Origin of the sequence: Streptomyces iranensis (assembly GCF_017874715.1) — a bacterium.
Taxonomy (GTDB): Bacteria; Actinomycetota; Actinomycetes; order Streptomycetales; family Streptomycetaceae; genus Streptomyces; species Streptomyces iranensis.
In genome coordinates, this window is sequence record NZ_JAGGLR010000006.1 from 406,943 (window position 1) to 431,601 (window position 24,659).

Genomic DNA, 24,659 nt, shown 5'->3' on the forward strand with positions numbered 1-24,659 from the left:
GCCATGACAGTGGACGTAACGGACGAGGTGGAGCGGTTCATTCTGGGGGACCGGTTCGCCTGCCTGGCGGGACGGTCCGCCTGGCGCAAGGGTGGCATCACCCATCGTCACTACGACCTGATGGGATCCGACGACTCGGCCCGGCTGATGGCACTCGATCTCGCGGATTTCGTGGACTCGGCCGACTGGAGCCACCGGTCGTTCACGAGCTTCATCGCGACCTTCGAGCGACCTCGCGGGGTGGATGAACTGCGGTTCGAGGAGCTGCTGTGGGAACAGCTCCAGCTACTCCACGAACAGGACTCCCGGTCCTATCGCTGGGCCGAGGGCCGTTCATCCGATCCGCAGGCCGAGGAGTTCGCCTACAGCGTCGCCGGTCACCCCTTCTTCGTCATCGGTCTGCACGAGACCCACCGCCGCTGGGGCCGCCGTCCGCCCTTCCCGATGCTGGCCTTCAACTCCCATGAGCAGTTCGACCGCATCAAGGGCGCCAAGATGTGGGACCGGCTGGCGGAGAAGATACGCAAGCAGGACATCCAGCTCCAGGGCGACATAAACCCCAACCTGCTCGAGTACGAGGAGCTCTCCGAGGCCCGCCGCTACTCCGGCCGCCCGAAGCCCGCTGACTGGCAGTGCCCGTTCGCCGCCCACGAGGGCGAGCGCGAGCCCGCCCTGACGGGTCCGCCCCCGGCCTGAGCGCACAGCACCTGTCACCGGCGGGCGGCTGGCGCCCGCCGGTGACGGCCACGGCGGCCGTCAGCGCACCGGGAAACCGAAGCTGTACCCCTCCTGCTTCAGCCACGGCAGGACCTGGCGCAGCGCCTCGACCGTCTGGCCGCGGTCGCCGCCCGCGTCATGGAAGAGCACGGTGGGGCCGCTGGAGATCTCGTTCTTGACGGTGTTGACCATCGCCTCGACCCCCGGCTTCTCGAAGTCCTTGGAGTCCACGTTCCAGCCCAGCGGCCGCATGCCCTGCGAGGCGGCGATCTGACGGCTGTACGGGGTGAACGCACCGCCCGGGGCACGGTAGTAGAGCGGCTTGACGCCCCCCGACGCCTTGGTGATCATTCGCTGGGCGTCGAGGATCTCCTTGGACTGGTAGGCGGATGACTTGGTGCCCATCGTCGTGTCGTGCGAGATGGAGTGGTCGCACAGCCGGTGCCCGTCCGCGACCACGTCCTTGACCAGGTCCGGATGGGCCTGGGCCTGCGGACCGACCATGCAGAAGGTGGCCTTGACGCCGTTGGCCTTGAGCACCTGGAGGACCTGCGGGGTCCAGGTCGGATCCGGACCGTCGTCGATCGTGATGTTGACGCCCTTGGCGCCCTTGTCGGAGGCGTGGGCTATGTCCATGTTGACCACGGGGTCGGGCAGTTCGGGGTCCGGCTTGGAGGTCTGGCCCACGATCGGCGTCGGCTTCGGCGTCGCCGACGCACCCGCCCCCGCCTCGGCGGTTCCGGCCTGGGCGGTCCACACGGCGGCCAGGGCGGTCACCCCCACCACGCCGAACGCCGCCACCAGTACTCGGCCGTTCGTCCCCAGAACCCGGTGCCGTGCCATGTCCGCCTCGCTCCCCATGTCTCCTGTGTCGCTTTCGCAAACATGAGGATGGAGTTGGGGCGGGAAGGGATCCCTCTGTTACATATCTCGCACAATCCCGCGACCGCACGTCTCACACAGTCCCGCGCCGCGGCCGGCGAGGCGCGGGCGGCGAGCCCGCCCGCGGCCTCTTCCGCGGATGGACGACCGCACCTCGCGCCACTTCCCGCGGAGCGCCTAGCCCCGGTTGACCACCGCCGCCTGAGGGCGGATCGGGAGGCGGTTGACCGGACGGCCGGTGGCCGCGCGGACCGCTGCCGCCACCGCCGCCGGGGTGGTGACCACCGGCACCGCGCTGGCCGCCTTGGCGCCGAAGGGGGCCACCACGTCCCGCTCCTCGACCAGCTTGACGATGCGGACGTCGGGGATGTCCAGGGCGGTCGGCAGGGCGTAGCCGGTCAGGTCGGGGTGCCGGACCACACCGCGTGAGGTGCGCAGGTTCTCGGTGAGGGCCGCGCCGATGCCCTGGGCGACGCCCGCCTCGATACGGGCCTTGAGCTGACGCGGGTTGAGGACCCGGCCCACGTCCTGGGCCACCGTCATATCGACGACCCGTACCGCGCCGATCTCGATGTCGACGTCCACCACGGCGCGCACCGCGCAGTAGGCGAGCCCGACGAAGGCGTCACCCTGGCCGGTCTCGTCCAGCGGCTCGGTGGGGTGCGGGCGGCACTGCGCGGTGGCCCACAGCTCCTTGCCCTCCAGGGCCTCCTCGACGGTGGTGCTGAGCACCCCGTCATACGAGGTGATCTTGCCGTCGGCGATGCTGAGCAGCTCGGTGGACATGCCGAACGTGTGCGCCAGCGGCTGCAGCAGCTGGGTGCGGACCATCTTCGCGGCGCGCTCGACCGCACCGCCCGAGACCCAGGTGTGGCGGCCGCGCGAGGCGGGCCCGGCCGGGGGCTGGTCGGTGTCGATGGGCGCCACATGGACCTCCTCGATACCGAGGACGTCCTGGACGATCTGGCGGGCCAGGGTGGTGAAACCCTGGCCGGTCTCGACGGCCGCGCAGATGACGGTGGCCACCGGCCCGGTGACCTTGACGGTGGCGGTGGAGACCTCGTCCCTCCCCTCGGCGCCGAGCATGTGGACCATGCCCAGGGCGTAGCCGACCCCGCGCCGCACCGCGGCCGGATCGCCCGCGCCCTCCAGGCCGCCCGGCAGCAGCCACTCCTCCTCGGGGTCGTCCTTGGGGAGGGTGGGCAGCGGTGCGTCCCTTACGGCCTGCAGCAGTTCGGCGACCGGGGCCGGGCAGGTGACGGTCTGTCCGGTGGGCAGCAGATCGCCGGTGGCCATCACATTGCGCATCCGGATCTCGACCGGGTCGAGGCCCAGCTTGGCCGCCAGCTTGTCCATCTGGCCCTCGTACGCCGCGCACACCTGCATCGCGCCCTCGCCGCGCACATGGCCGGAGGGCGGGTTGTTGGTGCGCACCGCCCAGCCCTCGATGAAGGCGTGCGGAACGACATAGGGGCCGCAGGCGAAGGAGACGGCGGCGGCCAGCGTGTCCGCCGAGGAGTCGGCGTAGGCGCCCGAGTCCAGCAGGATCTGCGCCTCGACCTTGACCAGCTTGCCCTGGGAGTCCGCGTGGTGGCGGTAGCGCAGCAGAGTGGGGTGGCGGTGGGCGTGGCCGAGGAAGGACTCCTCCCGGGTCGCGGCCAGCTTCACCGGATGGCCGGTGCGCAGCGCCAGCAGCCCGAGCGGCAGCTGCATCCCCGGGTCCTCGCGCTCGCCCATGGCACCCGGGACGCCGGTGACGACGACCTTCACCCGCTCCGGCTCAAGACCGAAGCAGGCGGCGGCCAGGTCGCGGTCGGCGTGCGGATCGGTGGAGGCGGTGTAGATCTCCACCCCGCCGTCGGGGCGCGGCACGGCCAGGCCCGCCTCGGCGCCGATGGGCGCCGGGTCCTGGCGGCCGATGCGGTACAGCCCCTCGACGATGACCTCGCCGACCACGTCCGGGTCGCCGAAGGCCAGCGGGATGTGGCGGACCAGGTTGCCGTCGGGGTGCAGCGGTTCGGCGGAGAACGCCTGCTCGGGGTCGGTGACCGGCTCCAGCACCTCGTACTCGACGGCGATGGCGGCGGCCGCCAGCCGGGCCGTGTCGGGGTGGTCGGCGGCGACCGCGGCGATGGGCTCGCCGTGGTGGCGGACCAGATCCTTGGCGAACACCGGACGGTCGGCGACCCGGCGGCCGTGGGAGGCGTCGCCGGGCACGTCGGTGTGGGTCACCACGGCCCGTACGCCGGGCATGTCGACGGCCTGCTTGGTGTCGATGGAGACGATGCGGGCGTGCGGGTGCGGGGCGCGCAGCACGGCGGCCCACAGCAGCCCCTCGGCCCACAGGTCCGCCGCGTACGGGAAGGTGCCCGAGGTCTTGGCGGCCGAGTCGGTGGGCGGCAGGGACACACCGAGGCCCATGGTGGACGGGGGCTGTACGGGCGTTCCGGCGGCGGGCGTGGCGGTGACGGCGCCCGCGCCGTCCGCGATTCCGGTCATGCCGATGCCCTTCCGCTACCGCTTCCGTTGACGCTCCCATTGCCCGTGACGCCGTGCGGTCCCGTCTGGTGCGGGATGCGGGCCGGGTCCTGGTGGGCGTCGTGTCCCTCGTCCGCCTCGGCCTCCGCCTCGGCGGCGGCCTCACGGCCCGCGACGACCTCGCGGACGGCGTCGAGGACCCCGCGGTAGCCGGAACAACGGCAGAGGTTGCCGGAGATCGCCTGGCGGGTCTCCTGGTCGGTCGGGGCGTGGTTGCCCTCGAGGAGGTCGTGCACGGTCATCGCGAGTCCGGGCACGCAGAAACCGCACTGCACGGCCCCGCACTGGGCGAGCGCGCGCTGGACGTCGGAGGGCTGTCCGCCGGTGGCGAGACCCTCGACGGTACGGACCTCGCTGCCCGCGGCGGTGGCGGCGGGCACCAGGCAGGAGGCGACGAGCCGCCCGTCGACCTGGACCGAGCAGGCCCCGCACTCGCCCTGGGAGCAGCCGTCCTTGGCCCCGGCGAGGCCGAGGCGCTCGCGCAGGACGTAGAGCAGCGACTCGCCGATCCAGACGTCGGTGACGGGGCGGTCGGCGCCGTTGACGTGCAGCACGTACGAGGCGAGCGGATGCTCGCTGTGGCTCGGGCTCTCGTCCGCGACCTGGGCGGCCTCGGCGAGGGACTCGACGGGGGTGTCAGCGGCCTCGGGAGCGTCCGCGGGGGTCCCGGCCGGCGCGGGTGCTCCGGCGGCGACTGGCGCGTCCGTGAACTCGCCCTCGGCCGGGGCCGGTTCGGACTCGACCGCGGTATCGGTGAACTCGGGCCCGGCGTCGTCCGGTACCGCCTCGGCGGGGGCCTCGGCGGCGCCCGGCACGGCGTCGGCGGCGTCGGTGTGGCCCGCGCCGCCCTCGGGACCGGGGTGCGGGGCGTGCCCATGGGCGTCCCCCGCGAATGGGGCGCCCGCAGGCCGGTTGTCCGCCAACCGGTCGTCCGCGAACGCGCCGTGCCAGGACGCCTCCTGGGGCAGTCCGGGCGCCGGTCTGCCGTGCGGCGGGGTCTCCAGCCCGGCGTGCTGCCCGTCGACCGGGAACTCGCCGGAGTCCCCGGCGGCCGGATCGCCCGGCCGCCGGCCGCGATCGTCGGCGGCGGGCCGCCCGGGGGCGGGGCCGCCGTGCGGCGGGGTGCCGTGCGGGGGCGTGCCGTGCGGGAGCGTGCCGTGCGGCGGGGTGCCGCGGGGCGGGGTGTGCAGCCCCTGGTGCCCCTCGGTCGCGAACTCGCCCGAGTCCCCGGCGGAGGGGCCCGGCCACGCCGGGTCCGCGGCCGGGGCCGGTTCGTCGCGGTCGGGCATGCGCAGCCGGCGGCGGGCGGGCGGCGGCATGGGCGCGGCCGGTGGTGCGGACGCGCGGCCCTCGACCGCGTACTCCCCGGAGTCCTCCGCGCCCTCGTCGGCGGCCGGAACCGACCACTGGCCGGAGTGCCCCTGCTGCTGCCCTCCGGGCTGCGGCTGCCCAGGGTGCGGCTGATGGGGCTGATGGGGCTGCTGATGGGGCTGCTGCCGGGGCTGTGCCGACCCGGCGAAGGGCATCCGCAACTGGGCCGTCGTCTGCGGGTCCTGGGGCCCGTCCGCGTGGCCGCCGTACGGAGGGGCGGCCGGGCCCGGGTGTTCGTCGACGCGGTACTCACCGGTCTCGTCCACACCGTCGTCGCCCGCGACCGGGATGGTCCACTGGCTGGTGTGCACGGGTCCGCCGGCGCCGTCGTCGGACGGGGCGGGCACCGGCCAGTCGTCCACCGGCCAGTCGTCCACCGGCTCCTCGGCCGCCGGAGCCGGCCAGTGGCCGGTGTGCGACAGATGGTGGCCCTGCTGGTCCTCGGCGGGCACCGGCCACTGGCCTGACCCGTGATGGGGCTCGTGGTGGCCGCCATAGAGGTAGCCACCGTCGGTCTCCGCGGTGGTCCACTGCCCGGTCATGCCCTGGTCGTGGGGCACGCCCTGGCCGTGGCCGGACGGCTGCCAGTGGCCGCCCTGGGACGGGTCACCGTGCCCGGTGTCCATCGGCGGGGGCGCGTAGCCCGTGCCGGGCGCCGCGAGCGGGTCCCAACGGCCGGAGGGGTCGGTCGGGTCCGGGTGGGCGAATTCGGGCGGCAGTTGGACGAAGGCCGTCGACTCGGCGTCGTACTCCGGGCCGTGCGGCATCGGCTGCCATCCGCTCCCCGGCTCCGGCCGGTGCGGCTGCTGTTCATCACTCACGCGAGTGCCCTCCCCAGTGCTCGGCGGGCCAGGGCTGCCACGGTACGCCTCAGGTGGATCGCGGCAGGCGGCAGGGGGACCGGCTCACTTCCGTCCTGCGGGGGCAGCGGATCGGGGATGCACGCGGCGGCGACGTACTCGCCGAAAGCGGTTGTGACCTGCGGGTCCAGATGGCCGCGGTCGCCGTCCCAGTCGATGAGCGAGGCGACCCAGCGCTCGGCCTCCAGGGGGCGCAGCGGCATCGGCGCGACCGCGCCGACGGCGCAGCGCACCCCGCGCCGCGCGGGGTCCAGGACGAGGGCGACGGAGGCGGTGGACCGGCCGGGCCCGGTGCGCCCGGTGGCCTTCAGGAAGGTCTGCGGGGCGTGCAGCAGCGGAACCCGGACGAATCCGACGAGTTCACCGGGGCGCAACAGATCGACCCCGGCGAGCAGATGGCTGACCGGGATCTCGCGGCGGGACCCCTCGGGCCCGGCGATGATCACCGTGGCCTCCAGGGCGGCGAGCACCGGCAGCGCGTCGCCGGTGGGGGCGGCGGTGACGATGTTGCCGCCCAGGGTGCCGGCGTTGCGGATCTGCGGGGGCCCGGCGGCGCGCGCGGCCGCGGCCAGCGCCGGGATCAGCGCGGCGAAGTCGGGGCGGCCCATCCGGGCGTGGGTGAGTCCGGCGCCGAGGAGGGCGTGCCCGTCCAGATAGCGCCAGCCGCGGATTTCGCTGATCCGGCCGAGGCCGACGAGCGCGGCGGGCCGCAGCAGGCCGGAGTTGACCGCGGCCATGAGATCGGTACCGCCCGCCACGGGCACGGCGGCGGGCATGGCGGCCAGCGCCGCCACGGCCTCGTCGAGCGTGCCCGGCAACGTCACCGTGTGCGCCGCCTGCGGTGCGTGCGTGGTCAACCCAGCTGCCCCTTCCCCGGTGTCCCGGCTGTTGCGCCGTACGGTACGTGCTGACAGCCCGGACGTGGCAACTCTGGCACATCTTGCGAGCCCGCCGTCGCGGGGGTCCGTGATCCGTGGATCCGTCCCTGACCTGGGGGATGGTACGGGTTTCTTACGACGTCTCCGTCGGGAGTGGATTGCCACGTTTCAGGGACCCTTGTGCGATTTGGGCTTGCGCCGGTGGGACTACGCTCCCAGGGGCGGCGGAGCGCGGTGCGCACCTTACGGGCGGCTCACACGATCGGGGGCGCCCCCTCGCGCGGGCGTCCGAGAAGGCCGGGGCGCCGCTGCCAGGGAAGCGGCCCTGCGGGCGGGCGGTAGCTCACACCGAGCGCGTCCAGGCGCGCGTAATGTGCCTCCATGCGCCCCTGGAACGCCTCGAAGTCCCGTTCGGGAGAGGGCGGCAGCGCCGACCAGACGACCTCGGCGAAGGCGGCGAGCCGGGGAAAGGCCTGGTAGTCCACCCGCCGGCGGTCCTCCATCACCTCGGTCCAGAGATTGGCCTGGGCGCCCAGCACCCGGTCCGCGTCGGCGCCGGTGAGCTGCGGGGGAACCGGTTCGAAACGGTAGACGTCCTCCAGGGTGCGGACGTAGCCGATCGGCACCGGCTCGTCCTCGCCCGGGGCCTGCCGGTGGTCGAAGTACACCTGCTGCTCGGGGCACATGACGACGTCGTGGCCGGCCCGCGCGGCGGCGATCCCGCCCGCGTAGCCGCGCCAGGAGGAGACCGCGGCGCCCTCGGGCAGCGGGGCGTCGGGCGCGCCGCCCTCGAGGATCTCGTCCCAGCCGATCAGCCGGCGGCCGCGCTCGGCGAGCCAGTGGCCGAAGTGGCGGATGAACCAGCTCTGCAGCTCGTCCTCGTCGGCCAGGCCCAGGGCGCGGATGCGCTCCTGGGCGGCCGGGGACGCCTTCCACTGGTCCTTGGGGCACTCGTCGCCGCCGATGTGGACGAAGGCACCGGGGAACAGCTCCAGGACCTCTTCCAGCACGTGTTCGTAGAAGCGGAGCGTGTTGTCGGTGGGGGCGAGTACGTTCGGGTTGATGCCCCAGGTGGTCCAGACTCCGAGGGAGGCGGTGTCGATGACGTCGGTGTTGCCCAGTTCCGGGTACGCGGCGATGGCGGCCTGCGAGTGTCCGGGGATGTCGATCTCGGGCACGACGGTGATATGCCGCTCGGCGGCGTAGGCGACGATCTCGCGGATGTCGTCCTGGGTGTAGTGGCCGCCGTGCGGCCGCTCGTCCCACAGCGGGGACGCCCGGTGGCCCAGCTTGGTGCGCTCGCGCCAGGCGCCGACCTCGGTCAGCTTCGGGTAGCGGCGGATCTCGACACGCCAGCCCTGGTCGTCGGTGAGATGGAAGTGGAACACATTGAGCTTGTGGGCGGCGAGCAGGTCCAGATAGGCCAGGACGCCGTCCTTGGGCATGAAGTGCCGGGCCACGTCCAGCATCAGCCCGCGCCAGGCGAACCGCGGCGCGTCCTCGACCGTCCGCTCCGCCAGCTCCCAGCCGGGCTCCGCGCCCCTGAGCGGGGCCCGGCGGAAGGCGTCGGGACCCAGCAGCTGACGGAGGGTCTGCGTGCCCCAGTGGACGCCCGCGGCCGTGCCGCCCGCGATCTCCACCCGGCCGTCGGCCACGGTGAGCCGGTAGCCCTCGGGCTCCAGCGCGGCGTCGATCCGCAGGCTGATGGTGTCGTCGCCGCCGGGCGCGCCGTCCGGCAGGGACAGGCCGAGCGCCTGGCCGAGGGTGGTGCGCAGCAGCCGCGCCACCCCCTCGGTGCCGGGCCCGGCGGCCAGGGCGGTGCGCCGCGGGTGGATCCGCGCGCCCGCGCGGCCGGGACGGCTCTGGTCATGGCGGGGCGCGGGGATCAGCCCCGCGGCGTCGTGAGTCATCTGCTCCCCTGTCGGCCCCTCGTCAGTTCTTGTCAGCTCTTGTCAGTGCTCGTCAGTCCTCAGCACTCGTCAGTCCTTCACCCGTACGCGTCAGTCCTTCACCGCGCCGCCGAGGCCGGAGACCAGCCGGCGCTGGACGAGCACGAAGAAGATCAGCACGGGGATGGTCATGACGGTGGACGCCGCCATGATCCCTCCCCAGTCGTTCCCCTCGTCCTTGAAGAAGACCAGCAGCGCCATCGGAAGGGTGGAGTTCTCGGTCGCGCTGATGATGAAGGACTTGGCGAAGAGGAAGTCGTTCCATGCGGAGATGAAGGAGAAGACGCTCGTCGCCACGAGTCCGGGGAAGACGAGGGGGAAGAGGATCTGCCACAGGAAGCGGGAGCGGCTGGCCCCGTCCAGATAGGCCGCCTCCTCCAGCGCCTCGGGCACCGCCTTGACGAAGCCGCGCAGCATCCAGATGGCGAACGGCAGCGAGAAGGCGATATGCGGCAGGATCAGCGAGCCCAGGGTGTTGAGCCCCACCCCGGGCACCGTCTCCCCCAGATCGCGCATCAGGAAGAACATGGGGATGGTCAGCGCCTCGATCGGCACCATCTGGGCGACCAGGAACATGATCAGCAGCGTGGTGCGGAAGCGGAACTTGAAGCGGGCGACCGCCGTGGCCGCCAGGAAGGCGATCAGCGCCGAGGCGACCACCACCACCCCGGCCACGAACAGGCTGTTGAGGAAGTAGCGCCCGAAGTCCTGCTGTTCGAAGACGCGCCGGAAGGAGTCCAGCGACGGGGACCCCGTCCACGGCCGGGGCTCGGTGGACTGGATCTCCCCCTCCGGTTTGAAGGCCGAGAGCACCATCCAGTACAGCGGGAAGGCGACCACGGCCGCCACGATCAGGGCGGTGACCTCGGCGGCGAAGCGCCAGGGACGGCGGATGCGCAGCGAGACGCGCGAGTGGCTCACAGTTCTTCTCCCTGGCGTCGCAGCAGCCGCAGATAGACCAGCGTGACGGCCAGCAGGATCAGCAGCATCACCACGCCGATCGCCGAGCCCAGGCTGTACTGCGAGGACGCGAACGCCTTCTGGTACGCGTACACGTTGAGCACCATGTTCTGGCCGGCGATCCCGCCGCCGTTCGTCATGACGTAGATCTGTGTGAAGACCTTGAAGTCCCAGATGATGGACTGGATGGTCACCACGACGAGGATCGGCCGCAGCATCGGCGCCATGATCGTGCGCCAGATCCGCCAGGCGGAGGCGCCGTCCAGGGCCGCGGCCTCCAGCACCTCGGTGGGGATGGCCCGGATGCCCGCGTAGACGGTGACCATCACGAACGGGAACGAGCACCACACGACCTCGAACAGCACCAGGGCGAAGGCGCTGTAGCGGTCGTAGGTCCAGGAGTAGTTCTCGAAGCCGGAGAGGCCGAGCCACACCAGGACCTTGTTCACCGGTCCGAAGTCCGGGTCGAAGAGGAAGACCCAGACCGTCGAGCCGGTGACCGCCGGAGTGGCCCAGGCGCCGAGCGCGGCCAGCATCAGCGCCAGCCGCGGAATCGCCCGTACGCGCGTCAGCAGCACCGCCAGCGCACAGCCGACCGCGAGGGTGGACACCACGCAGACGGCGGCGAAGAGCAGGGTGGCGACGGCGACGTTCCAGAACTCGCTGTCGCCGAACAGCTCGGCGTAGTTGGCGAACCCCTGGAAGGTGGTCGGTTCACCGCCGCTGACCTGCGCCTGGGTGTACTCCAGGAAGGAGATCAGACCGAGCTGGTAGATGGGGTAGACGAGCAGCCCGCCCAGGACGATGAGCGCCGGGGCGAGATAGAGCCAGGGGGTCCAGGTGCCGCGCCGGGAGCCCTTCCCGGATCGGCGCCCGGCCGGGGCGGTGGATCCCGGCCGGGACCGGCGGCCCTTGGCGGGGGCTCGCCGGGCGTGCTGTGCGGTGCCGGCGCTCACTGCTCGAATGCCTCGTCCATCTTCTTCGCGGCGTCCTGGGTGGCGGCCGGCACGCTCTTACGGCCGCTGACGATCTCCTGGAACATGGTGGGCAGGACGAGCTGCGCGTCGATGGCCGCCCAGCCGGGCGAGGCGGGCACGAACTTGGCGCTGTCGTTGAGGGTCTCCACGAAGGGCTTGACGAAGGCGTCCTTGTGGGCGACGTCGCCGCGCACATCGGTGAAGGTGGGCAGGAAGCCCATGGCGTCGTAGAGCTCGCGCTGGGTCTGCTTCCCGGCGAGGCTCTTGAGCAGGTCCACGGCGATCGTGCGGTGCGAGGTGCTCTTGAGCACCCCGAGGTTGTTCCCGCCCGCGAAGGCCGGTGCGATGTCGCCCTTCTTCACCCCCGGCAGCGGCACGACCTTGTACTTGCCCTTGGCCTTGCCCGCCTCGATCGCCTGGCGGTTGAAGTCGCCGCCGATCGCCATGCCCGCCTTGCCCGAGGCGAACGCCTCGACGGTGTCGTTGCCGCCCCACTGGGCGCACTTGGCGGCCGGGCAGTTGTCGTTGCCGAAGAGCGAGGTGTACGCCTTGACGCCCTTCTGGGCGTCGGCGCTGTCGATGGCCGCCTCGTACTCGTTGGAGCCGAACTTGCCCTTCTCATCGGCGAGGTCGCCGCCGTTGGCCCAGATGAAGGGCATCGCGCCGTAGGTGTAGGCGCCGCCGACCGCGAGACCGTACAGATCCGGCCGCTCCGAGTGGATCTTCTTCGCGGTCGCAATCAACTCGTCCTGGGTGGCCGGCGGCTCCAGGTCGAGATCCTTGAAGACGTCCGTCCGGTAGTACAGCGCCCGTACGCCGACGAAGAGCGGGGCGCCGTAGACCTTGCCGCCGATGGTCAGCGAGTACTTCGCGGTGGGGTCGATATTGGTCGAGTCGACCCAGGCGCCGAACTCCTTGCTGATGTCCAGCAGCCCGCCGTCCTTGACATAGCCGGCGGTGTCGGTGTTGCCGAACTCGATGACGTCGGGAGCGCTCTTGGGGTCGTTGAAAGCCGCCTTGATCTTCTGCGCCCGGGTGTCGATGGGAATGTAGGTCACCTCGACGTCGGTTCCGTCGTGCTCCTTCTCGAAGCCGGCGACCGCCGCGTCGATCACCTTCTTCTTGGGCGCGTTATTGACCTCCTGGAAGAGCCAGACACGCAGCTTGCCGCTCTTCTCGTCCTCCTTGGAGCTGTTGTCGGAGGTGGAGGGGGCACATCCGGTCATGGCCAGCCCCGCCAGGGCGAGTGCCACCACGGGCACGGTGACGCGGGAGGACAACCGGGAGGAAACAGAGAGATGGGACGACTTCATAAGGACCCTTAAACATTTGGCGTTGCAAGTAATGCAACGCATGTTTCGCTCAGCACAATATGCGTGAGGCTAGGGAACCTTGAGCGACCCCACAAGAGGTCTGAACCACTTCGTGATAAAGCGAGCCGAAGCACTCCGCGACAAAAGGAACTTCGCGCTAGCGACGCGGCAACTCCTCGCCCGGATAGGCGGGTTCAACATACGGCACGGCCTCCACCCGCGCACCCGCTTCCGCCAGGCGCTCGACCACCCGGTCCCAGTCCGGCCAGGTCTTCCGGAACCGCTCCAGAACGCGGTCGCTGGCCACCAGCACCACATCGGCGCCCGGGTCCTCCGCCCACTCCAGGAGTCTGGGAAGGGTCGGCTGGGCGACCGACATCACGCACCCGCCGGAGAGCCGGTAGCCCCGCTCGGCGGCCAGCCGCCCGCACCGCTCCAGCTGGGCGTCCCAGTCCTTCTCGAACTGGCAGTAGGCGCTGGCGCCTTCCGCTTCGGGCTCGTCGACCTCACGCGCCCCGAACACCAGATAGGCGGCCCGCGCCGCCCCGTTCTCCGTACGCCCGCTCATGGGCCGACCCTACTGGGGCCGTCCGGCGCGCGGCAGGGCGCACAAGGCACGGCACGCCCGGCCCGCGACCCCGTCTCGGGATCGCGGGCCGGGCGTGCCGTCTGTTCGCGCGAGGCTTTTCGTCAGCGCCCAGGGCCGACGGACCGGCTACTTCTTGCCGTCGCCGTCCTTGCCCTTGTCGCCGCCGGCGCCCATGCCCTCGAAGATCTCCTTGCACATGGGGCAGACCGGGTACTTCTTCGGGTCACGACCCGGGACCCAGACCTTGCCGCAGAGTGCGACGACGGGAGATCCGGAGAGGGCGCTCTCCATGATCTTGTCTTTCTGTACATAGTGGGCATAGCGCTCGTGGTCGCCGTCACCGTGCGACACCTGCGGTGTCGGCTCAACGAGGGTCCCCGTGCCTGCCCCGCGCTCGGGCTCAAGAGTGCTCATACAGCCCTAGGGTACTCATGCCTAGTTGAGAGAAGGGTCGTCCGGATACGTGGCGACCATGGCCAGCTCACTGCGCTGGCGGCGCAGCACCGACCGCCACAACCGCTCGGGGGCGGGCGAGGACACATCGCCCGGCTCGGACTCCACCACGTACCACGCGCCCTCGGCGAGCTCGTCCTCCAGCTGGCCGGGCCCCCAACCCGCGTAACCGGCGAAGATGCGCAACGAGCCCACGGCCGCCGCCAGCAGCTCCGGCGGCGCCTCCAGGTCCACCAGGCCGATGGCGCCGTGCACTCTGCGCCAACCGAGTGGCCCGTCCTCGCTGCGCGCCGAGGACCGGCCCGACTCGCCCGGTACGACGGCCACGCCCAGCGCCGAGTCCAGCGAGACCGGACCGCCCTGGAAGACCACCCCCGGCTCCCCGGCCAGCGAGGCCCACGACTCCAGGATGTCGCTCACCCCCACCGGGGTCGGGCGGTTCAGGACCACGCCGAGCGAGCCCTCCTCGTCATGGTCGAGGAGGAGCACCACCGCACGGTCGAAATTCGGGTCAGCAAGCGCCGGTGTCGCGACAAGCAGCCGTCCTGTGAGCGAGGACACCTCGGTCATGGCCACATGATCCCCCATATCCGGGCCCGAGGGGGAGTGGAAGTCGAGTCCCGTATGAGAGCAGGTCGGGGCGCAAGACAGCAGATGCGGCGCACGTGACTGTGGGCCTTTCGATCGAAACGGAACGTGTTGCGTCGCCTACGGGGTGACGCAAAGGGTGCAAGAGCCTTACGGAGGCGGTCTCCGGGGCTATTACTCTTGCCCTTTGGCCCTTGTGCCTTTTGGCCCTTGCCCGTCTCAGGAACGCGAGACCAGATGACCCGCTCGAACGATGTCCTGCTCGTCCATGGCGGCACCCCGCTCGAAGGCGAGATCCGTGTCCGCGGCGCGAAGAACCTCGTGCCGAAGGCCATGGTGGCCGCCCTGCTCGGCAGTGCGCCCAGCAGGCTGCGCAACGTCCCCGACATCCGCGATGTGCGGGTGGTGCGCGGGCTGCTGCAGCTGCACGGCGTGACGGTGCGCCCCGGTGACGAGTCCGGTGAGCTGGTGCTCGATCCCACGCATGTGGAGAGCGCCAATGTCGCCGACATCGACGCACACGCAGGTTCCTCGCGGATCCCGATCCTCTTCTGCGGCCCGCTGCTGCACCGCCTCGGCCACGCCTTCATCCCGGGCCTGGGCGGCTGCGACATCGGCGGCCGGCCGATCGACTTCCACTTCGACGTGCTGCGCCAGTTCGGGGCGACGATCGAGAAGCGGGCGGACGGCCAGTACCTGGAGGCCCCGCACCGGCTGCGCGGCACCAAGATCCGGCTGCCGTACCCGTCGGTGGGCTCCACCGAGCAGGTGCTGCTGACGGCGGTGCTCGCCGAGGGTGTGACGGAACTCTCCAACGCGGCGGTCGAGCCGGAGATCGAGGACCTCATCTGCGTACTGCAGAAGATGGGCGCCATCATCTCCATGGACACCGACCGTACGATCCGGATCACCGGTGTCGACCAGCTCGGCGGCTACAACCACCGCGCCCTCCCGGACCGCCTGGAGGCCGCCTCCTGGGCGAGCGCGGCACTGGCCACCGAGGGTGGCATCTATGTGCGCGGCGCCCGCCAGCGCGAGATGATGACCTTCCTGAACACCTACCGCAAGGTCGGCGGCGCCTTCGACATCGGTGACGAGGGCATACGGTTCTGGCACCCGGGCGGCAAGCTCAACGCGATCGCCCTGGAGACCGACGTACACCCCGGCTTCCAGACGGACTGGCAGCAGCCGCTGGTGGTGGCCCTGACCCAGGCGTCGGGCCTGTCCATCGTCCACGAGACGGTCTACGAGTCCCGGCTGGGCTTCACCTCGGCGCTCAACCAGATGGGCGCGCACATCCAGCTCTACCGCGAATGCCTGGGCGGCTCCGCGTGCCGGTTCGGCCAGCGTAACTTCCTGCACTCCGCGGTCGTCTCGGGACCCACCAAGCTCCAGGGCTCCGACCTGGTCATCCCCGACCTCCGCGGCGGCTTCTCTTACCTGATCGCGGCCCTGGCCGCCCAGGGCACCTCGCGGGTCCACGGCATCGACCTGATCAACCGCGGCTACGAGAACTTCATGGAGAAGCTCGTGGAGCTGGGCGCGAAGGTCGAGCTCCCGGGCGGCGGCAACACCGCGTAGGGAGCTCCCGGGCGGCGGGGAAAACGCCGTGTAGAGCCTCCTGGGGCCTCGTGGAGGCTCGTGGATGGGCCTCAGGGCCCGTAGGAGCGCCGAAGGGGCGGCCACCCTCACGGGTGGCCGCCCCTCTCATTCGCGGGGGCTTACTTGCCCTTGGCGGCTTCCTTGAGCTTGGAGCCCGCGGACACCTTCACGCTGTAGCCGGCCGGGATCTCGATCGGCTCACCGGTCTGCGGGTTGCGCGCGGTGCGAGCGGCACGGTGGGTGCGCTCGAAGGTCAGGAAGCCGGGGATGGTGACCTTCTCGTCGCCCTTCGCGACGACCTCACCAGTCACCTCGGCGAGGGCGGCCAGCACGGCGTCGGCGTCCTTTCGGGTCACCTCGGCGCGCTCGGACAGAGCGGCCACCAGCTCACTGCGGTTCATGTTGTACTCCCGTGTTCATCTTGCCAATGAGGCGTGAGATCGAAGCCGATGCTGCCAGGGCCCTCGGACAGTCCCCGGACCCGGGTCTGCTGTTCAGACCCTCGCGCCCGGAACGCATCCTGCCCCCACCTGTGGCGGGAATGCCAATCCGGAGCCCTGGAGAGTCACACGAAAAGCGCCGTGGCGGTCGTTTTCCTGTCCGCCACCCTATGGCCGCTTCCGGGACCCCGGAGCGCGCGACGCGCCGTACCCCGCCTAGACCGCAGTGGTACCGGTCACAGCGCGGGCCGCGTCTCGCACGGCCCCGGCGACCGCCCCCGCGACCTTGTCGTTGAAGACGCTCGGAATGATGTAGTTGGCATTGAGCTCGTCGTCGTGGACGACGTCGGCGAGCGCACCGGCAGCAGCCAGCATCATCTCGGTGTTCACCGTACGCGACTGCGCGTCCAGCAAACCACGGAAAACGCCCGGGAACACCAGGACATTGTTGATCTGGTTCGGGAAGTCCGAGCGTCCGGTGGCGACCACGGCGGCGGTCTGGCGGGCGATCGCCGGGTCCACCTCGGGGTCCGGATTGGCCAGTGCGAAGACGATCGCGCCGTCCGCCATGGCGGCCACGTCGTCGCCGGAGAGCACGTTCGGGGCCGAGACGCCGATGAAGACGTCCGCGCCCCGCACGGCCTCGCGCAGGGTGCCCGTGACGCCCTCAGGGTTGGTGTTGTCGGCGATCCAGCGCAGCGGGGACTCCGGGTCGGCGGAGACCAGGTCCTGCCGCCCGGCGTGCACCACCCCGTGGATGTCGGCCACCACCGCGTGCCGTACGCCCGCGGCGATCAGCAGCCGCAGGATGGCCGTGCCGGCGGCGCCCGCGCCGGACATGACGACCCTCACATCCTCGATCTTCTTGTCGACCACCCGCAGCGCGTTGGTGAGGGCGGCCAGCACCACGATCGCGGTGCCGTGCTGGTCGTCGTGGAAGACCGGGATGTCCACGGCCTCGCGCAGCCGCGCCTCGATCTCGAAGCAGCGGGGTGCGGAGATGTCCTCCAGGTTGATCCCGGCGAAGCCGGGGGCGATGGCCTTCACGATCGCGACGATCTCGTCGGTGTCCTGGGTGTCCAGGCAGATCGGCCAGGCGTCGATGCCCGCGAACCGCTTGAAGAGCGCCGCCTTGCCCTCCATGACCGGCAGGGCGGCCTTGGGGCCGATGTTGCCGAGGCCCAGCACCGCGGAGCCGTCGGTGACGACGGCCACACTGTTGCGCTTGATGGTGAGGCGGCGGGCGTCCTCGGGGTTGTCCGCGATGGCCTGGCAGACCCGGGCCACGCCCGGGGTGTAGACCATGGAGAGATCGTCACGGTTGCGGATGGGGTGTTTCGACGACATCTCGATCTTGCCGCCGAGGTGCATCAGGAACGTACGGTCGGAGACCTTGCCGAGCGAGACACCCTCGATGCCCCGCAGCTTCTCCACGATCTCCTGGGCGTGCGCGGTCGAGGTCGCGGCGATGGTCACGTCGATACGGAGCTTCTCGTGGCCGGAGGCGGTCACATCGAGGCCCGTTACCGAGCCACCGGAGGACTCCACGGCCGTGGTCAGCTGGCTGACCGCGGTTCCGCTCGCGGGCACCTCCAGCCGGACCGTCATCGAGTACGAGACGCTGGGCGCCGTTGCCATGGCCTGCTTCCTCTGCTTTCCCTTGTTCATGCTCTCCGGGCCTCGGGATGCCGGGCCACGTCCTCAGATGGTTACACCTACCTCTGGGTACGGGGTAACCCGGCCCGACTTTCGGACATATTGTTCTGACATAGCAGAGTGGGGTCAGGCGAGTGGAAAGCCCCACTCCTTCGCGGGAACGCCTGGCGAGGCGGGCCGCCCGCCGCAGCCGCCGCCCTAGGCTCTGGCGCGCTACAGCGTCGTAAGGACGTCGAGGAAGAGACAACGAGGAGCGCGGGCATGGCTCAGGGCACCGTGAAGTGGTTCAACGCCGAGAAGGGCTACGGCTTCATCGCCCAGGAGGACGGCGGACCGGATGTCTTCGTCCACTACAGCTCGATCGACGGCAGCGGCTACCGCAGCCTGGTCGACGAGCAGCGGGTCGAATTCCAGATCGTGCAGGGCCGCAAGGGCCCACAAGCGGAAGAGGTCCGCATCCTGGGCGGCTGACGCCGCCGGGCGCGGACCTCTCGCGGAAGAGATGGAAAGTGGCACCGACCCGCCATGCTCGCCTCGCGGCAAGTGGTCGCTCGAAGCGACGAAGGTTGGGCCCGGGGGCTTGGATCGGGCCGGTGCCACGTCAAGGCTAACAAACAGGCCCGGGAAGGGATTCCCCTCCCGGGGGTGGATTTTGGAGGCCCTCCGAGCACCGGGCATTTGAGTGCACCGGGCGCGGGGGTCCTCCGGCCGGGGGCACCTCCCAGCGGTAGCTGGGGGAGAACCAAGCCTCAAAAAGGGGGGTCCCGCAGCAGGTCGGGGACGGCGTTGCCGTCCGGCTCGTCGCGGTCGCCCGACACGACCGTCAGCCGCTGGGTGGCGCGGGTGAGCGCCACGTACAGCACCCGGAGCCCCGCCGGGGACTCGTCGGCGATCTCGGCGGGCGAGACCACGACCGTCGCGTCGTACTCGAGCCCCTTCGCCTCCAGGCTGCCCAGCGCCACCGCCCGGTCGCCCAGGCCCGTCAGCCACTGACGGGCCTGGGCGCGCCGGTTCATCGCGACGACGACGCCGACGGTGCCGTCCACCTCGTCCAGCAGCCGGACCGCCTCGCGGCGCGCGGCCGCGCCGAGGTCGCCGTCCGCGCCCGGTACGAAGCGCGGCGCCACGCCCGTGGAGCGGACCGCCTCGGGGGCGGGGGTGCCGGGCATGGCGAGGGTGAGGACCTTGGTGGCCAGTTCGGCGATCTCCGCGGGGTTGCGGTAGTTGACGGTGAGGGTGAAGCGGCGGCGCGGGCGGCTGCCGAGCGCCTCGTCCCGGGCCCGCCCCGCCTCTTCCGGGTCGGACCAGGAGCTCTGGGCCGGGTCGCCGACGACCGTCCAGGTGGCGTGGCGGCCACGCCGTCCGATCATCCGCCACTGCATCGGGGTGAGGTCCTGCGCCTCGTCGACGATCACATGGGCGTAGTCGGCGCGCTCCCGCTCGGCCCGCTCGGCGCGGCTGCGGCGGGGGCTGACCCGGTCGGCGTAGGTGGTCAGCTCGTCCAGACCGGTGAGCTGGTCCAGCGGATCGGCCTCGCGGGGGCCCGCGGGGCGGGCGGGGGTGCCCAGGAGGGTGGTCAGCTCGTCCAGCAGCGCCACGTCGTGGACCGACAGCCGGCCCTGCCCGTCCGGGCCGAGCCGGGCCAGCGACCGGGCCACCTGGCGGACCTCGCGGGGGTTGAGCACCCGCCGTGCCCAGCGGTTCAGCCGCTTCTCATCGGCCATCGCGGCGAGGACGGAGCGGGGGGTGAGCTCGGGCCACCAGGCGTCGAGGAACTCGTGGAAGGAGTCCTCGGAGGAGATGTCCTCGTCGAAGCCCTCCCGCGCCTCGGCGGCCAGCTCGGCGTCGGTGTACCGCCCGGGGGCGCCGGAGCGGGCCCACAGCGCGTCCAGGAGCAGCCGCCGGGCGCGCGGGCGCAGCAGATTGACGGGCGCGGTGCCGCCCAGCACGTGTCGACGGATGGTGCGCAGCTCATCGGCGCCCAGCTCGATCCGGGCGCCGAAGGCGACCACGCGCAGCCGCTCGGGCGGGCCGCCGGGTCTGGACCCGGAGCCCGCACCGGGTCTGCCGCCGTGGGCCTCCAGCGCCCCGTCCAGCGTCAGCTGGCCCTCGTCGGATGACGAGGACGAAGCCGATGGCGAGGACGAAGCCGATGGCGACGAAGAGGCCGGACCGGCGGACGCGGCGGCCCCGCGCGGCAGCTCCAGCGCGCCGCGCGCGGCGTTGCGCAGCACCTTCACCATCCGGGACGAGCCCTTGACGCGGGCCACGGCCGGGGTGTCGTACGTGGTGGCCTCGGCGCCCTCCACCAGCGAGCCCACCGCCCGGATGGCCACCTGGCCCTCCTCGCCCAGCGAGGGCAGCACGCCCTCGGTGTAGGCGACCAGCAGCGGGGTGGGGCTGACCACGAGGATGCCGCCCGCGTAGCGCCGCCGGTCCTGGTAGAGGAGGTACGCCGCGCGGTGCAGCGCGACCGCCGTCTTGCCGGTGCCGGGGCCGCCCTCGACCTCGGTGACGGAGGCGGCGGGGGCGCGGATCACCTGGTCCTGCTCGGCCTGGATGGAGGCCACGATGTCGCGCATGGTGTGGCCGCGGGCCTGGCCGAGCGCGGCCATCAGCGCGCCGTCGCCGACCACCGGCAGCGCCCCGCCGTCGAGGGTGGCGCTGAGCTCCGGGCGCAGCAGGTCGTCCTCGACGCCGAGCACCCGGCGGCCCTTGCTGCGGATCACCCGGCGGCGGACGACGCGGCCGGGGGCGACCGGGGTGGAGCGGTAGAAGGGCGCGGCGGCGGGCGCCCGCCAGTCGATCACCAGCGGGGCGTAGTCGGCGTCCAGGACGCCGATGCGGCCGATGTGCAACGTTTCCGCGATCTCCGCGCGGTCGCCGTCCGGGCCGGTGCGGATGGCGTCGTCGGCGGGCTCCACGGAGGTGTAGGCGCCGTCGGGCCCGCGTCGGCCGTCCTTGCCCGGCAGCAGATCGATGCGGCCGAAGAGGAAGTCCTCGAACTCGCTGTTCAGCCGGTTGAGGTGGACCCCGGCCCGGAAGACCTGGGCGTCCCGTTCGGCGAGCGCGCCGGGCGTGCCGACCTGACCGCGCTTGGCGGCGTCGTCCATGAGGAACTCCGCCTCGTGGATCTTCTCCGCGAGGCGGTGGTACACCCGGTCCAGATGCGTCTGTTCGATCCGGATCTCGCTGTCCCGGACGCCGTCCCCGCGGTCCCCCCGCGGTGCCGTCCGGTCGTCATGCGTGGCGTTCTGCGCGGCCACCCAGGCCCCCTTCTGTGTTCTTAAGGGCAGCCGTCAACCGTACACCTGAAGGGGAGGGGGTTTCTCAGAGCCTGACCTGGGCCAGGCGCTGGCCGTCCAGGGTGCGGACCTCGAACCGCTCGATGTCGTTGGTGTTCATGGCGGCGCCGCCCTGGGCGTAGAGCGGCTCCTTGCTCCAGCGGGAGCCGTCCCCGTCCTTGACGCCGTAGCCCGAGGTGGGCACGGCCCAGGTGGTGATGGTCTCCTCGTGGCCGTCCTTGCCGATGGCGACCAGGTCACAGCTGCGCGGCCCCTTCAGGTTGCCCAGCTTGAGGGCGACGGAGGTGCCCCACCCCTTCTGCTGGAGCGAGACGGAGGCGTCCACCTTGGTGACGGGGTCGACCGAGCCGAACTTCTCGCCCTGGTCGTACACCTGCTTGGAGGAGGAGGCCGCCACCTGGTCCTTGCCCCCGCCGCCGTCGGAGCTCGCGGTGATGGCCGCTCCCGCGAGCGGGCCGCCGACGATGAGGACGGCGGCCGCGGCGACGAGGAAGAGACGCCGTCTGCCGGAGGCCTTGCGACTCACCGCGACGTCGTCCATCAGCCGGTCGAGCAGTTCGGGCCCCGGGCGGGCGGTGACCACCGCCGGATCCGGGAGCGCGGTGCCGTCGGCGGCGGTGGCGTACTCGGCCAGCAGCGGCGGGAGGCCCATCAGCTCATCGAGCTCGGCGGCGCACCGCTCGCACCCGATGAGGTGGTCCTCGAAGCGCGCCGCGTCGGCGGGGTCGAGCACCCCGAGCGCATAGGCGCCGACCGCGGTGTGCTGCTGGTCGTCCGCTGCCGGCATCATGCCGTGACCCCCCGTTCCTCGAGCGAGAGCTTCAGGGAGCGCAGCGCGTAGAAGACCCGGGACCTCACCGTCCCGGCGGGAACGCCCAGCACTTCGGCCGCCTCACTCACCGTCCGTCCCTTGAAGTATGTCTCGACGAGCGCCGCTCTATGTGCGTCGGTGAGGTCATTCAACGCGTCAGAAATGGTCATCTGGCGCAACGCGCGGTCGATGTCGTCCGCGGCGGGCATCACATGGAGCGGCGCCGCGTCCACTTCGTGGGGACGTGCGCGGCGTTGGCGGTGGCCGTCGATGACAATACGGCGGGCCACGGTCACCAGCCAGGGTCGTACCGATCCTCCGGAGCGCCGCAGTTGGTCGGCGTTCCGCCAGGCGCGCAGGAGGGTCTCCTGGACCACGTCCTCGGCGCGGTGCCGGTCGCCCGCGACCAGGCGCAGGACGAAGGCGAGAAGCGGGCCTGCGTGCTCCGCGTAGAGCGCGCGCATGAGCGCGTCGTCCGGTGTCGTCCTCTCGGTCACGAGGGCATCTTTGCGTACGCAAGCCGCCGGGTCGAGGGGGGTACGGGCTGGAAACGCTCGCCGTTCATCGACCACCGTGTGATGTACATCCCAATCCCGGACTGAACATCTCCCGGTGTGCGGTGCGTACTTGAGTCCGAGTAAGGCCGACGCCGGGCGGGTGTCGGCTACCAGGAAGGGCTCCCTCCCCAAATCCGCCCCGCAGGCCCCGGTCCCCCCATCCGGGGCCTGCGTCATGTCCGGGTCATGACTGAATTTCGCTCATGCTTTGCTGATGCTCGGGTTTACCCGGCGGCGGTGACGGGCAACCCGCTCGCGATTTCCGCAGACTTCGCTGGAGCACCAGCGCCTGCGGCGGCCGCGCGAGGTGTCGAGGTAGACCAGCGAGCAGGTCTCCCCCTCACAGCGCCGCAGCTGCCCGCGCGCCACCGGGTCGGTGAGCAACTGCACCGCGTCCCGGGCGATCTGGGAGAGCAGCGCACCGCAGTCCGCCTTCCCGGCGAAGGCGCCGACCAGGGTGCCGTCGGGGGTCCGTACGGCGCGCAGGGCGGGCGGGCCGGTGGCGGCCAGCGCGTTCATCCGCTCCAGATCGGCGGCCGCGGCATGGCCCTCGACCTCGGTGTGGATTATGCGGTGCAGCAGGTCGCGGGCGGCCCGGAAGCGGATGAGCCAGCGGTGGTCCACGGCCTCGAGCGAGGTGCCGCCGGGCACCAGCCCGGTGCCCAGCAGCCACGCCCGGAGGGGCTCCACCCCGCCGAGCCGCTCGACGGGCGCCTCGCTGAGCCGGCCGCCGACCGTGGCCACCAGGTCCAGGCAGATCCGCCCCGAGTCGAACCGCAGGTCGTAGGCCGACGCCGACGCCATGTTCCCGTCACCCCTTCGGGGAAGGCCCGATCCGGTCACCCTTCAGAGTGCCCGCCCCGGGTGTTACCCGTAACCCCCTCAACCCAGCCCCTCCGGTCAACCCAGCCCCTCCGGCGTTTGAGGAGCGGGGTCCGGGGCGGAGCCCCGGCAACAGAACAGCTACTCGCCCCCATACTTCGTGTCGGCCGACGGATCGAGCGCCAGCCGATACCCCCGCTTGACCACCGTCTGGATCAGCTTCGGCGAGCCAAGCGAGGTCCGCAGCCGAGCCATCGCCGTCTCCACCGCATGCTCATCACGCCCAGCCCCCGGCAACGACCGCAGCAGCTCCGACCGCGCCACGACCCAGCCGGGCCGGCGGGCCAGGGCCCGCAGCAACGCCATCCCGGCGGGCGGCACGGTACGCAGCTCCCCGTCCACGACCACCGCGTGGCCACGGATCTCCAGCCGCCGCCCGGCGACCGGCAACGGCCGCACCCGCCCCGGAAGTTCCGCGGTCAGCAGCTGCACCAGCGGCCCGAGCCGGAACCGTTCGGGCTGGGAGGTGGGAATGTCGTGGGCCTCCAGCGGCAGCGCGGTGACCGGCCCGACACACGCGGGCAGCACATCATGGCGGAGCGCGTCCAGCAGCTCCTCGCGCATTCCGCGCCGCTCCGCCCGGTCCAGGAGGCTCGCGGCGGCGGGCGCGCTCGTGAAGGTGACGGCGTCCAGGGCGCGGGCCACCGTCGCGTCCAGCAGCCGGTCCACCGGTCCGATGTCCTCCGGTGGCATCCAGCGGTACACCGGCACCCCGACCACCTCCGCTCCCCCGGCCCGCAGCGACTCGACGAAGCCGGGCAGCGGCTCGCCGTGCAGCTGGACGGCGATGCGGTGGCCCTCGACGCCCTCCTCCAGCAGCCGCTCGAGCACCTCGGCCATCGACTCGGAGGCCGGGTACCACTCCTCGGTGAGCCCGGCGGCCCGGATCGCCCCGCGTACCTTGGGCCCGCGGGCCAGCAGCCGCACCTCGCGCAGCCGGTCGAGCAGGGCGTCGCCCAGGCCCCAGCCGTCGGCGGCCTCGACCCAGCCGCGGAAGCCGATGGCGGTGGTGGCGACCACGACATCGGGCGCGCTGTCGATCAACTGCTTGGTGGCGGCGAGGAGTTCGGAGTCGTCGGCGAGTGGCACGATCCGCAGTGCGGGCGCGTGCATCACCTCCGCGCCACGGCGCCGCAGCAGGGCGCCGAGTTCGTCCGCGCGCCGTGCTGCGGTGACTCCCACGGTGAATCCGGCGAGAGGGCCGACGGGCGTCTCGCCGCCCGCGGCTCCGGTCTGTTCTCGGTGCATGGCTCTCGTCCCGATCTTCCGATCTCCCGATTCACTCGTGTATGGGCGCCTTCGGTTCCGCATCCTGTCGCCGTCCCGTGTCG

21 protein-coding genes are annotated in these 24,659 nt (G+C 71.8%); 3 read left to right on the plus strand and 18 right to left on the minus strand.

Features of this window, described 5'->3' with window-relative positions:
* Positions 1-3: 3 nt before the first annotated feature.
* On the plus strand, positions 4-696 hold the full coding sequence (gene gntA / locus J2Z30_RS13625; RefSeq protein WP_044574537.1) for a guanitoxin biosynthesis heme-dependent pre-guanitoxin N-hydroxylase GntA: 693 nt from the start codon (positions 4-6) through the stop codon (positions 694-696).
* Between the two features lie 60 nt (positions 697-756).
* Here gntA and J2Z30_RS13630 read toward each other — a convergent pair whose 3' ends face one another.
* The 11 genes from J2Z30_RS13630 to J2Z30_RS13680 all read right to left on the minus strand — a co-directional run bounded on the left by J2Z30_RS13630 (position 757) and on the right by J2Z30_RS13680 (position 14,057).
* Positions 757-1,560 carry a polysaccharide deacetylase family protein gene (locus tag J2Z30_RS13630; protein WP_044581866.1) on the minus strand — a complete coding sequence of 268 codons (804 nt, stop codon included), beginning with the start codon at positions 1,558-1,560 and terminating at the stop codon, positions 757-759.
* A 216-nt stretch (positions 1,561-1,776) separates the two neighbouring features.
* Positions 1,777-4,098, minus strand: a complete 2,322-nt coding sequence (locus tag J2Z30_RS13635) for a xanthine dehydrogenase family protein molybdopterin-binding subunit (RefSeq protein WP_044574534.1) — start codon at positions 4,096-4,098, stop codon at positions 1,777-1,779.
* Positions 4,095-6,329: a 2Fe-2S iron-sulfur cluster-binding protein gene (locus tag J2Z30_RS13640; protein WP_044574532.1), complete on the minus strand. Its 2,235-nt coding sequence runs from the start codon at positions 6,327-6,329 to the stop codon at positions 4,095-4,097. The genes J2Z30_RS13635 and J2Z30_RS13640 overlap by 4 nt, the downstream gene beginning before the upstream one ends.
* Positions 6,326-7,225 carry an FAD binding domain-containing protein gene (locus tag J2Z30_RS13645; protein ID WP_044574530.1) on the minus strand — a complete coding sequence of 300 codons (900 nt, stop codon included), beginning with the start codon at positions 7,223-7,225 and terminating at the stop codon, positions 6,326-6,328. Before J2Z30_RS13645 ends, J2Z30_RS13640 begins: the two co-directional genes overlap by 4 nt.
* Before the next feature lie 275 nt (positions 7,226-7,500).
* Positions 7,501-9,156 carry a beta-N-acetylhexosaminidase gene (locus tag J2Z30_RS13650; RefSeq protein WP_044574528.1) on the minus strand — a complete coding sequence of 552 codons (1,656 nt, stop codon included), beginning with the start codon at positions 9,154-9,156 and terminating at the stop codon, positions 7,501-7,503.
* Between the two features lie 90 nt (positions 9,157-9,246).
* Positions 9,247-10,116, minus strand: a complete 870-nt coding sequence (locus tag J2Z30_RS13655) for a carbohydrate ABC transporter permease (RefSeq protein WP_020870924.1) — start codon at positions 10,114-10,116, stop codon at positions 9,247-9,249.
* Positions 10,113-11,111, minus strand: a complete 999-nt coding sequence (locus tag J2Z30_RS13660; protein WP_044574526.1) for a carbohydrate ABC transporter permease — start codon at positions 11,109-11,111, stop codon at positions 10,113-10,115. Before J2Z30_RS13660 ends, J2Z30_RS13655 begins: the two co-directional genes overlap by 4 nt.
* Positions 11,108-12,445, minus strand: a complete 1,338-nt coding sequence (locus J2Z30_RS13665; RefSeq protein WP_044574524.1) for an extracellular solute-binding protein — start codon at positions 12,443-12,445, stop codon at positions 11,108-11,110. Before J2Z30_RS13665 ends, J2Z30_RS13660 begins: the two co-directional genes overlap by 4 nt.
* Before the next feature lie 157 nt (positions 12,446-12,602).
* Positions 12,603-13,013: a recombinase family protein gene (locus J2Z30_RS13670; protein ID WP_044574522.1), complete on the minus strand. Its 411-nt coding sequence runs from the start codon at positions 13,011-13,013 to the stop codon at positions 12,603-12,605.
* 147 nt (positions 13,014-13,160) lie between these two features.
* On the minus strand, positions 13,161-13,448 hold the full coding sequence (locus tag J2Z30_RS13675) for a DUF3039 domain-containing protein (protein ID WP_075200572.1): 288 nt from the start codon (positions 13,446-13,448) through the stop codon (positions 13,161-13,163).
* Between the two features lie 21 nt (positions 13,449-13,469).
* On the minus strand, positions 13,470-14,057 hold the full coding sequence (locus J2Z30_RS13680; RefSeq protein ID WP_044581864.1) for a YqgE/AlgH family protein: 588 nt from the start codon (positions 14,055-14,057) through the stop codon (positions 13,470-13,472).
* Positions 14,058-14,312: 255 nt separating this feature from the next.
* On the opposite strand from J2Z30_RS13680, the gene murA reads away from it, so the two are divergent.
* A complete protein-coding gene (gene murA, locus J2Z30_RS13685) occupies positions 14,313-15,656 on the plus strand; it encodes a UDP-N-acetylglucosamine 1-carboxyvinyltransferase (RefSeq protein ID WP_044574517.1) in 1,344 nt (447 codons plus the stop codon).
* Between the two features lie 140 nt (positions 15,657-15,796).
* Here the strand turns inward: murA and J2Z30_RS13690 are convergent, their stop codons facing one another.
* Together J2Z30_RS13690 and J2Z30_RS13695 are read right to left on the minus strand one after the other, a co-directional pair.
* Positions 15,797-16,078 (minus strand): HU family DNA-binding protein, encoded by a 282-nt coding sequence (locus J2Z30_RS13690; RefSeq protein WP_009717479.1) that lies wholly within the window; start codon positions 16,076-16,078, stop codon positions 15,797-15,799.
* 255 nt (positions 16,079-16,333) lie between these two features.
* Positions 16,334-17,755 carry an NAD-dependent malic enzyme gene (locus tag J2Z30_RS13695; RefSeq protein WP_044574511.1) on the minus strand — a complete coding sequence of 474 codons (1,422 nt, stop codon included), beginning with the start codon at positions 17,753-17,755 and terminating at the stop codon, positions 16,334-16,336.
* 279 nt (positions 17,756-18,034) lie between these two features.
* Here J2Z30_RS13695 and J2Z30_RS13700 point away from each other — a divergent pair, with 279 nt between their 5' ends.
* Positions 18,035-18,244 carry a cold-shock protein gene (locus tag J2Z30_RS13700; protein ID WP_014061093.1) on the plus strand — a complete coding sequence of 70 codons (210 nt, stop codon included), beginning with the start codon at positions 18,035-18,037 and terminating at the stop codon, positions 18,242-18,244.
* Between the two features lie 278 nt (positions 18,245-18,522).
* Here J2Z30_RS13700 and J2Z30_RS13705 read toward each other — a convergent pair whose 3' ends face one another.
* The 5 genes from J2Z30_RS13705 to J2Z30_RS13725 all read right to left on the minus strand — a co-directional run bounded on the left by J2Z30_RS13705 (position 18,523) and on the right by J2Z30_RS13725 (position 24,576).
* Positions 18,523-21,039, minus strand: a complete 2,517-nt coding sequence (locus J2Z30_RS13705) for a HelD family protein (protein ID WP_063790964.1) — start codon at positions 21,037-21,039, stop codon at positions 18,523-18,525.
* A 64-nt stretch (positions 21,040-21,103) separates the two neighbouring features.
* Positions 21,104-21,868: an anti-sigma factor family protein gene (locus J2Z30_RS13710; protein ID WP_044574508.1), complete on the minus strand. Its 765-nt coding sequence runs from the start codon at positions 21,866-21,868 to the stop codon at positions 21,104-21,106.
* Positions 21,865-22,386 carry a sigma-70 family RNA polymerase sigma factor gene (locus J2Z30_RS13715; RefSeq protein ID WP_020870913.1) on the minus strand — a complete coding sequence of 174 codons (522 nt, stop codon included), beginning with the start codon at positions 22,384-22,386 and terminating at the stop codon, positions 21,865-21,867. The genes J2Z30_RS13710 and J2Z30_RS13715 overlap by 4 nt, the downstream gene beginning before the upstream one ends.
* A gap of 261 nt (positions 22,387-22,647) precedes the next feature.
* Entirely contained in the window at positions 22,648-23,250 is a 603-nt protein-coding gene (locus tag J2Z30_RS13720; protein ID WP_044574505.1) for a CGNR zinc finger domain-containing protein, read from the minus strand.
* A 159-nt stretch (positions 23,251-23,409) separates the two neighbouring features.
* Complete coding sequence (locus J2Z30_RS13725) at positions 23,410-24,576, minus strand: uroporphyrinogen-III synthase (protein ID WP_044574503.1); 1,167 nt, start codon at positions 24,574-24,576, stop codon at positions 23,410-23,412.
* Positions 24,577-24,659: the final 83 nt, after the last annotated feature.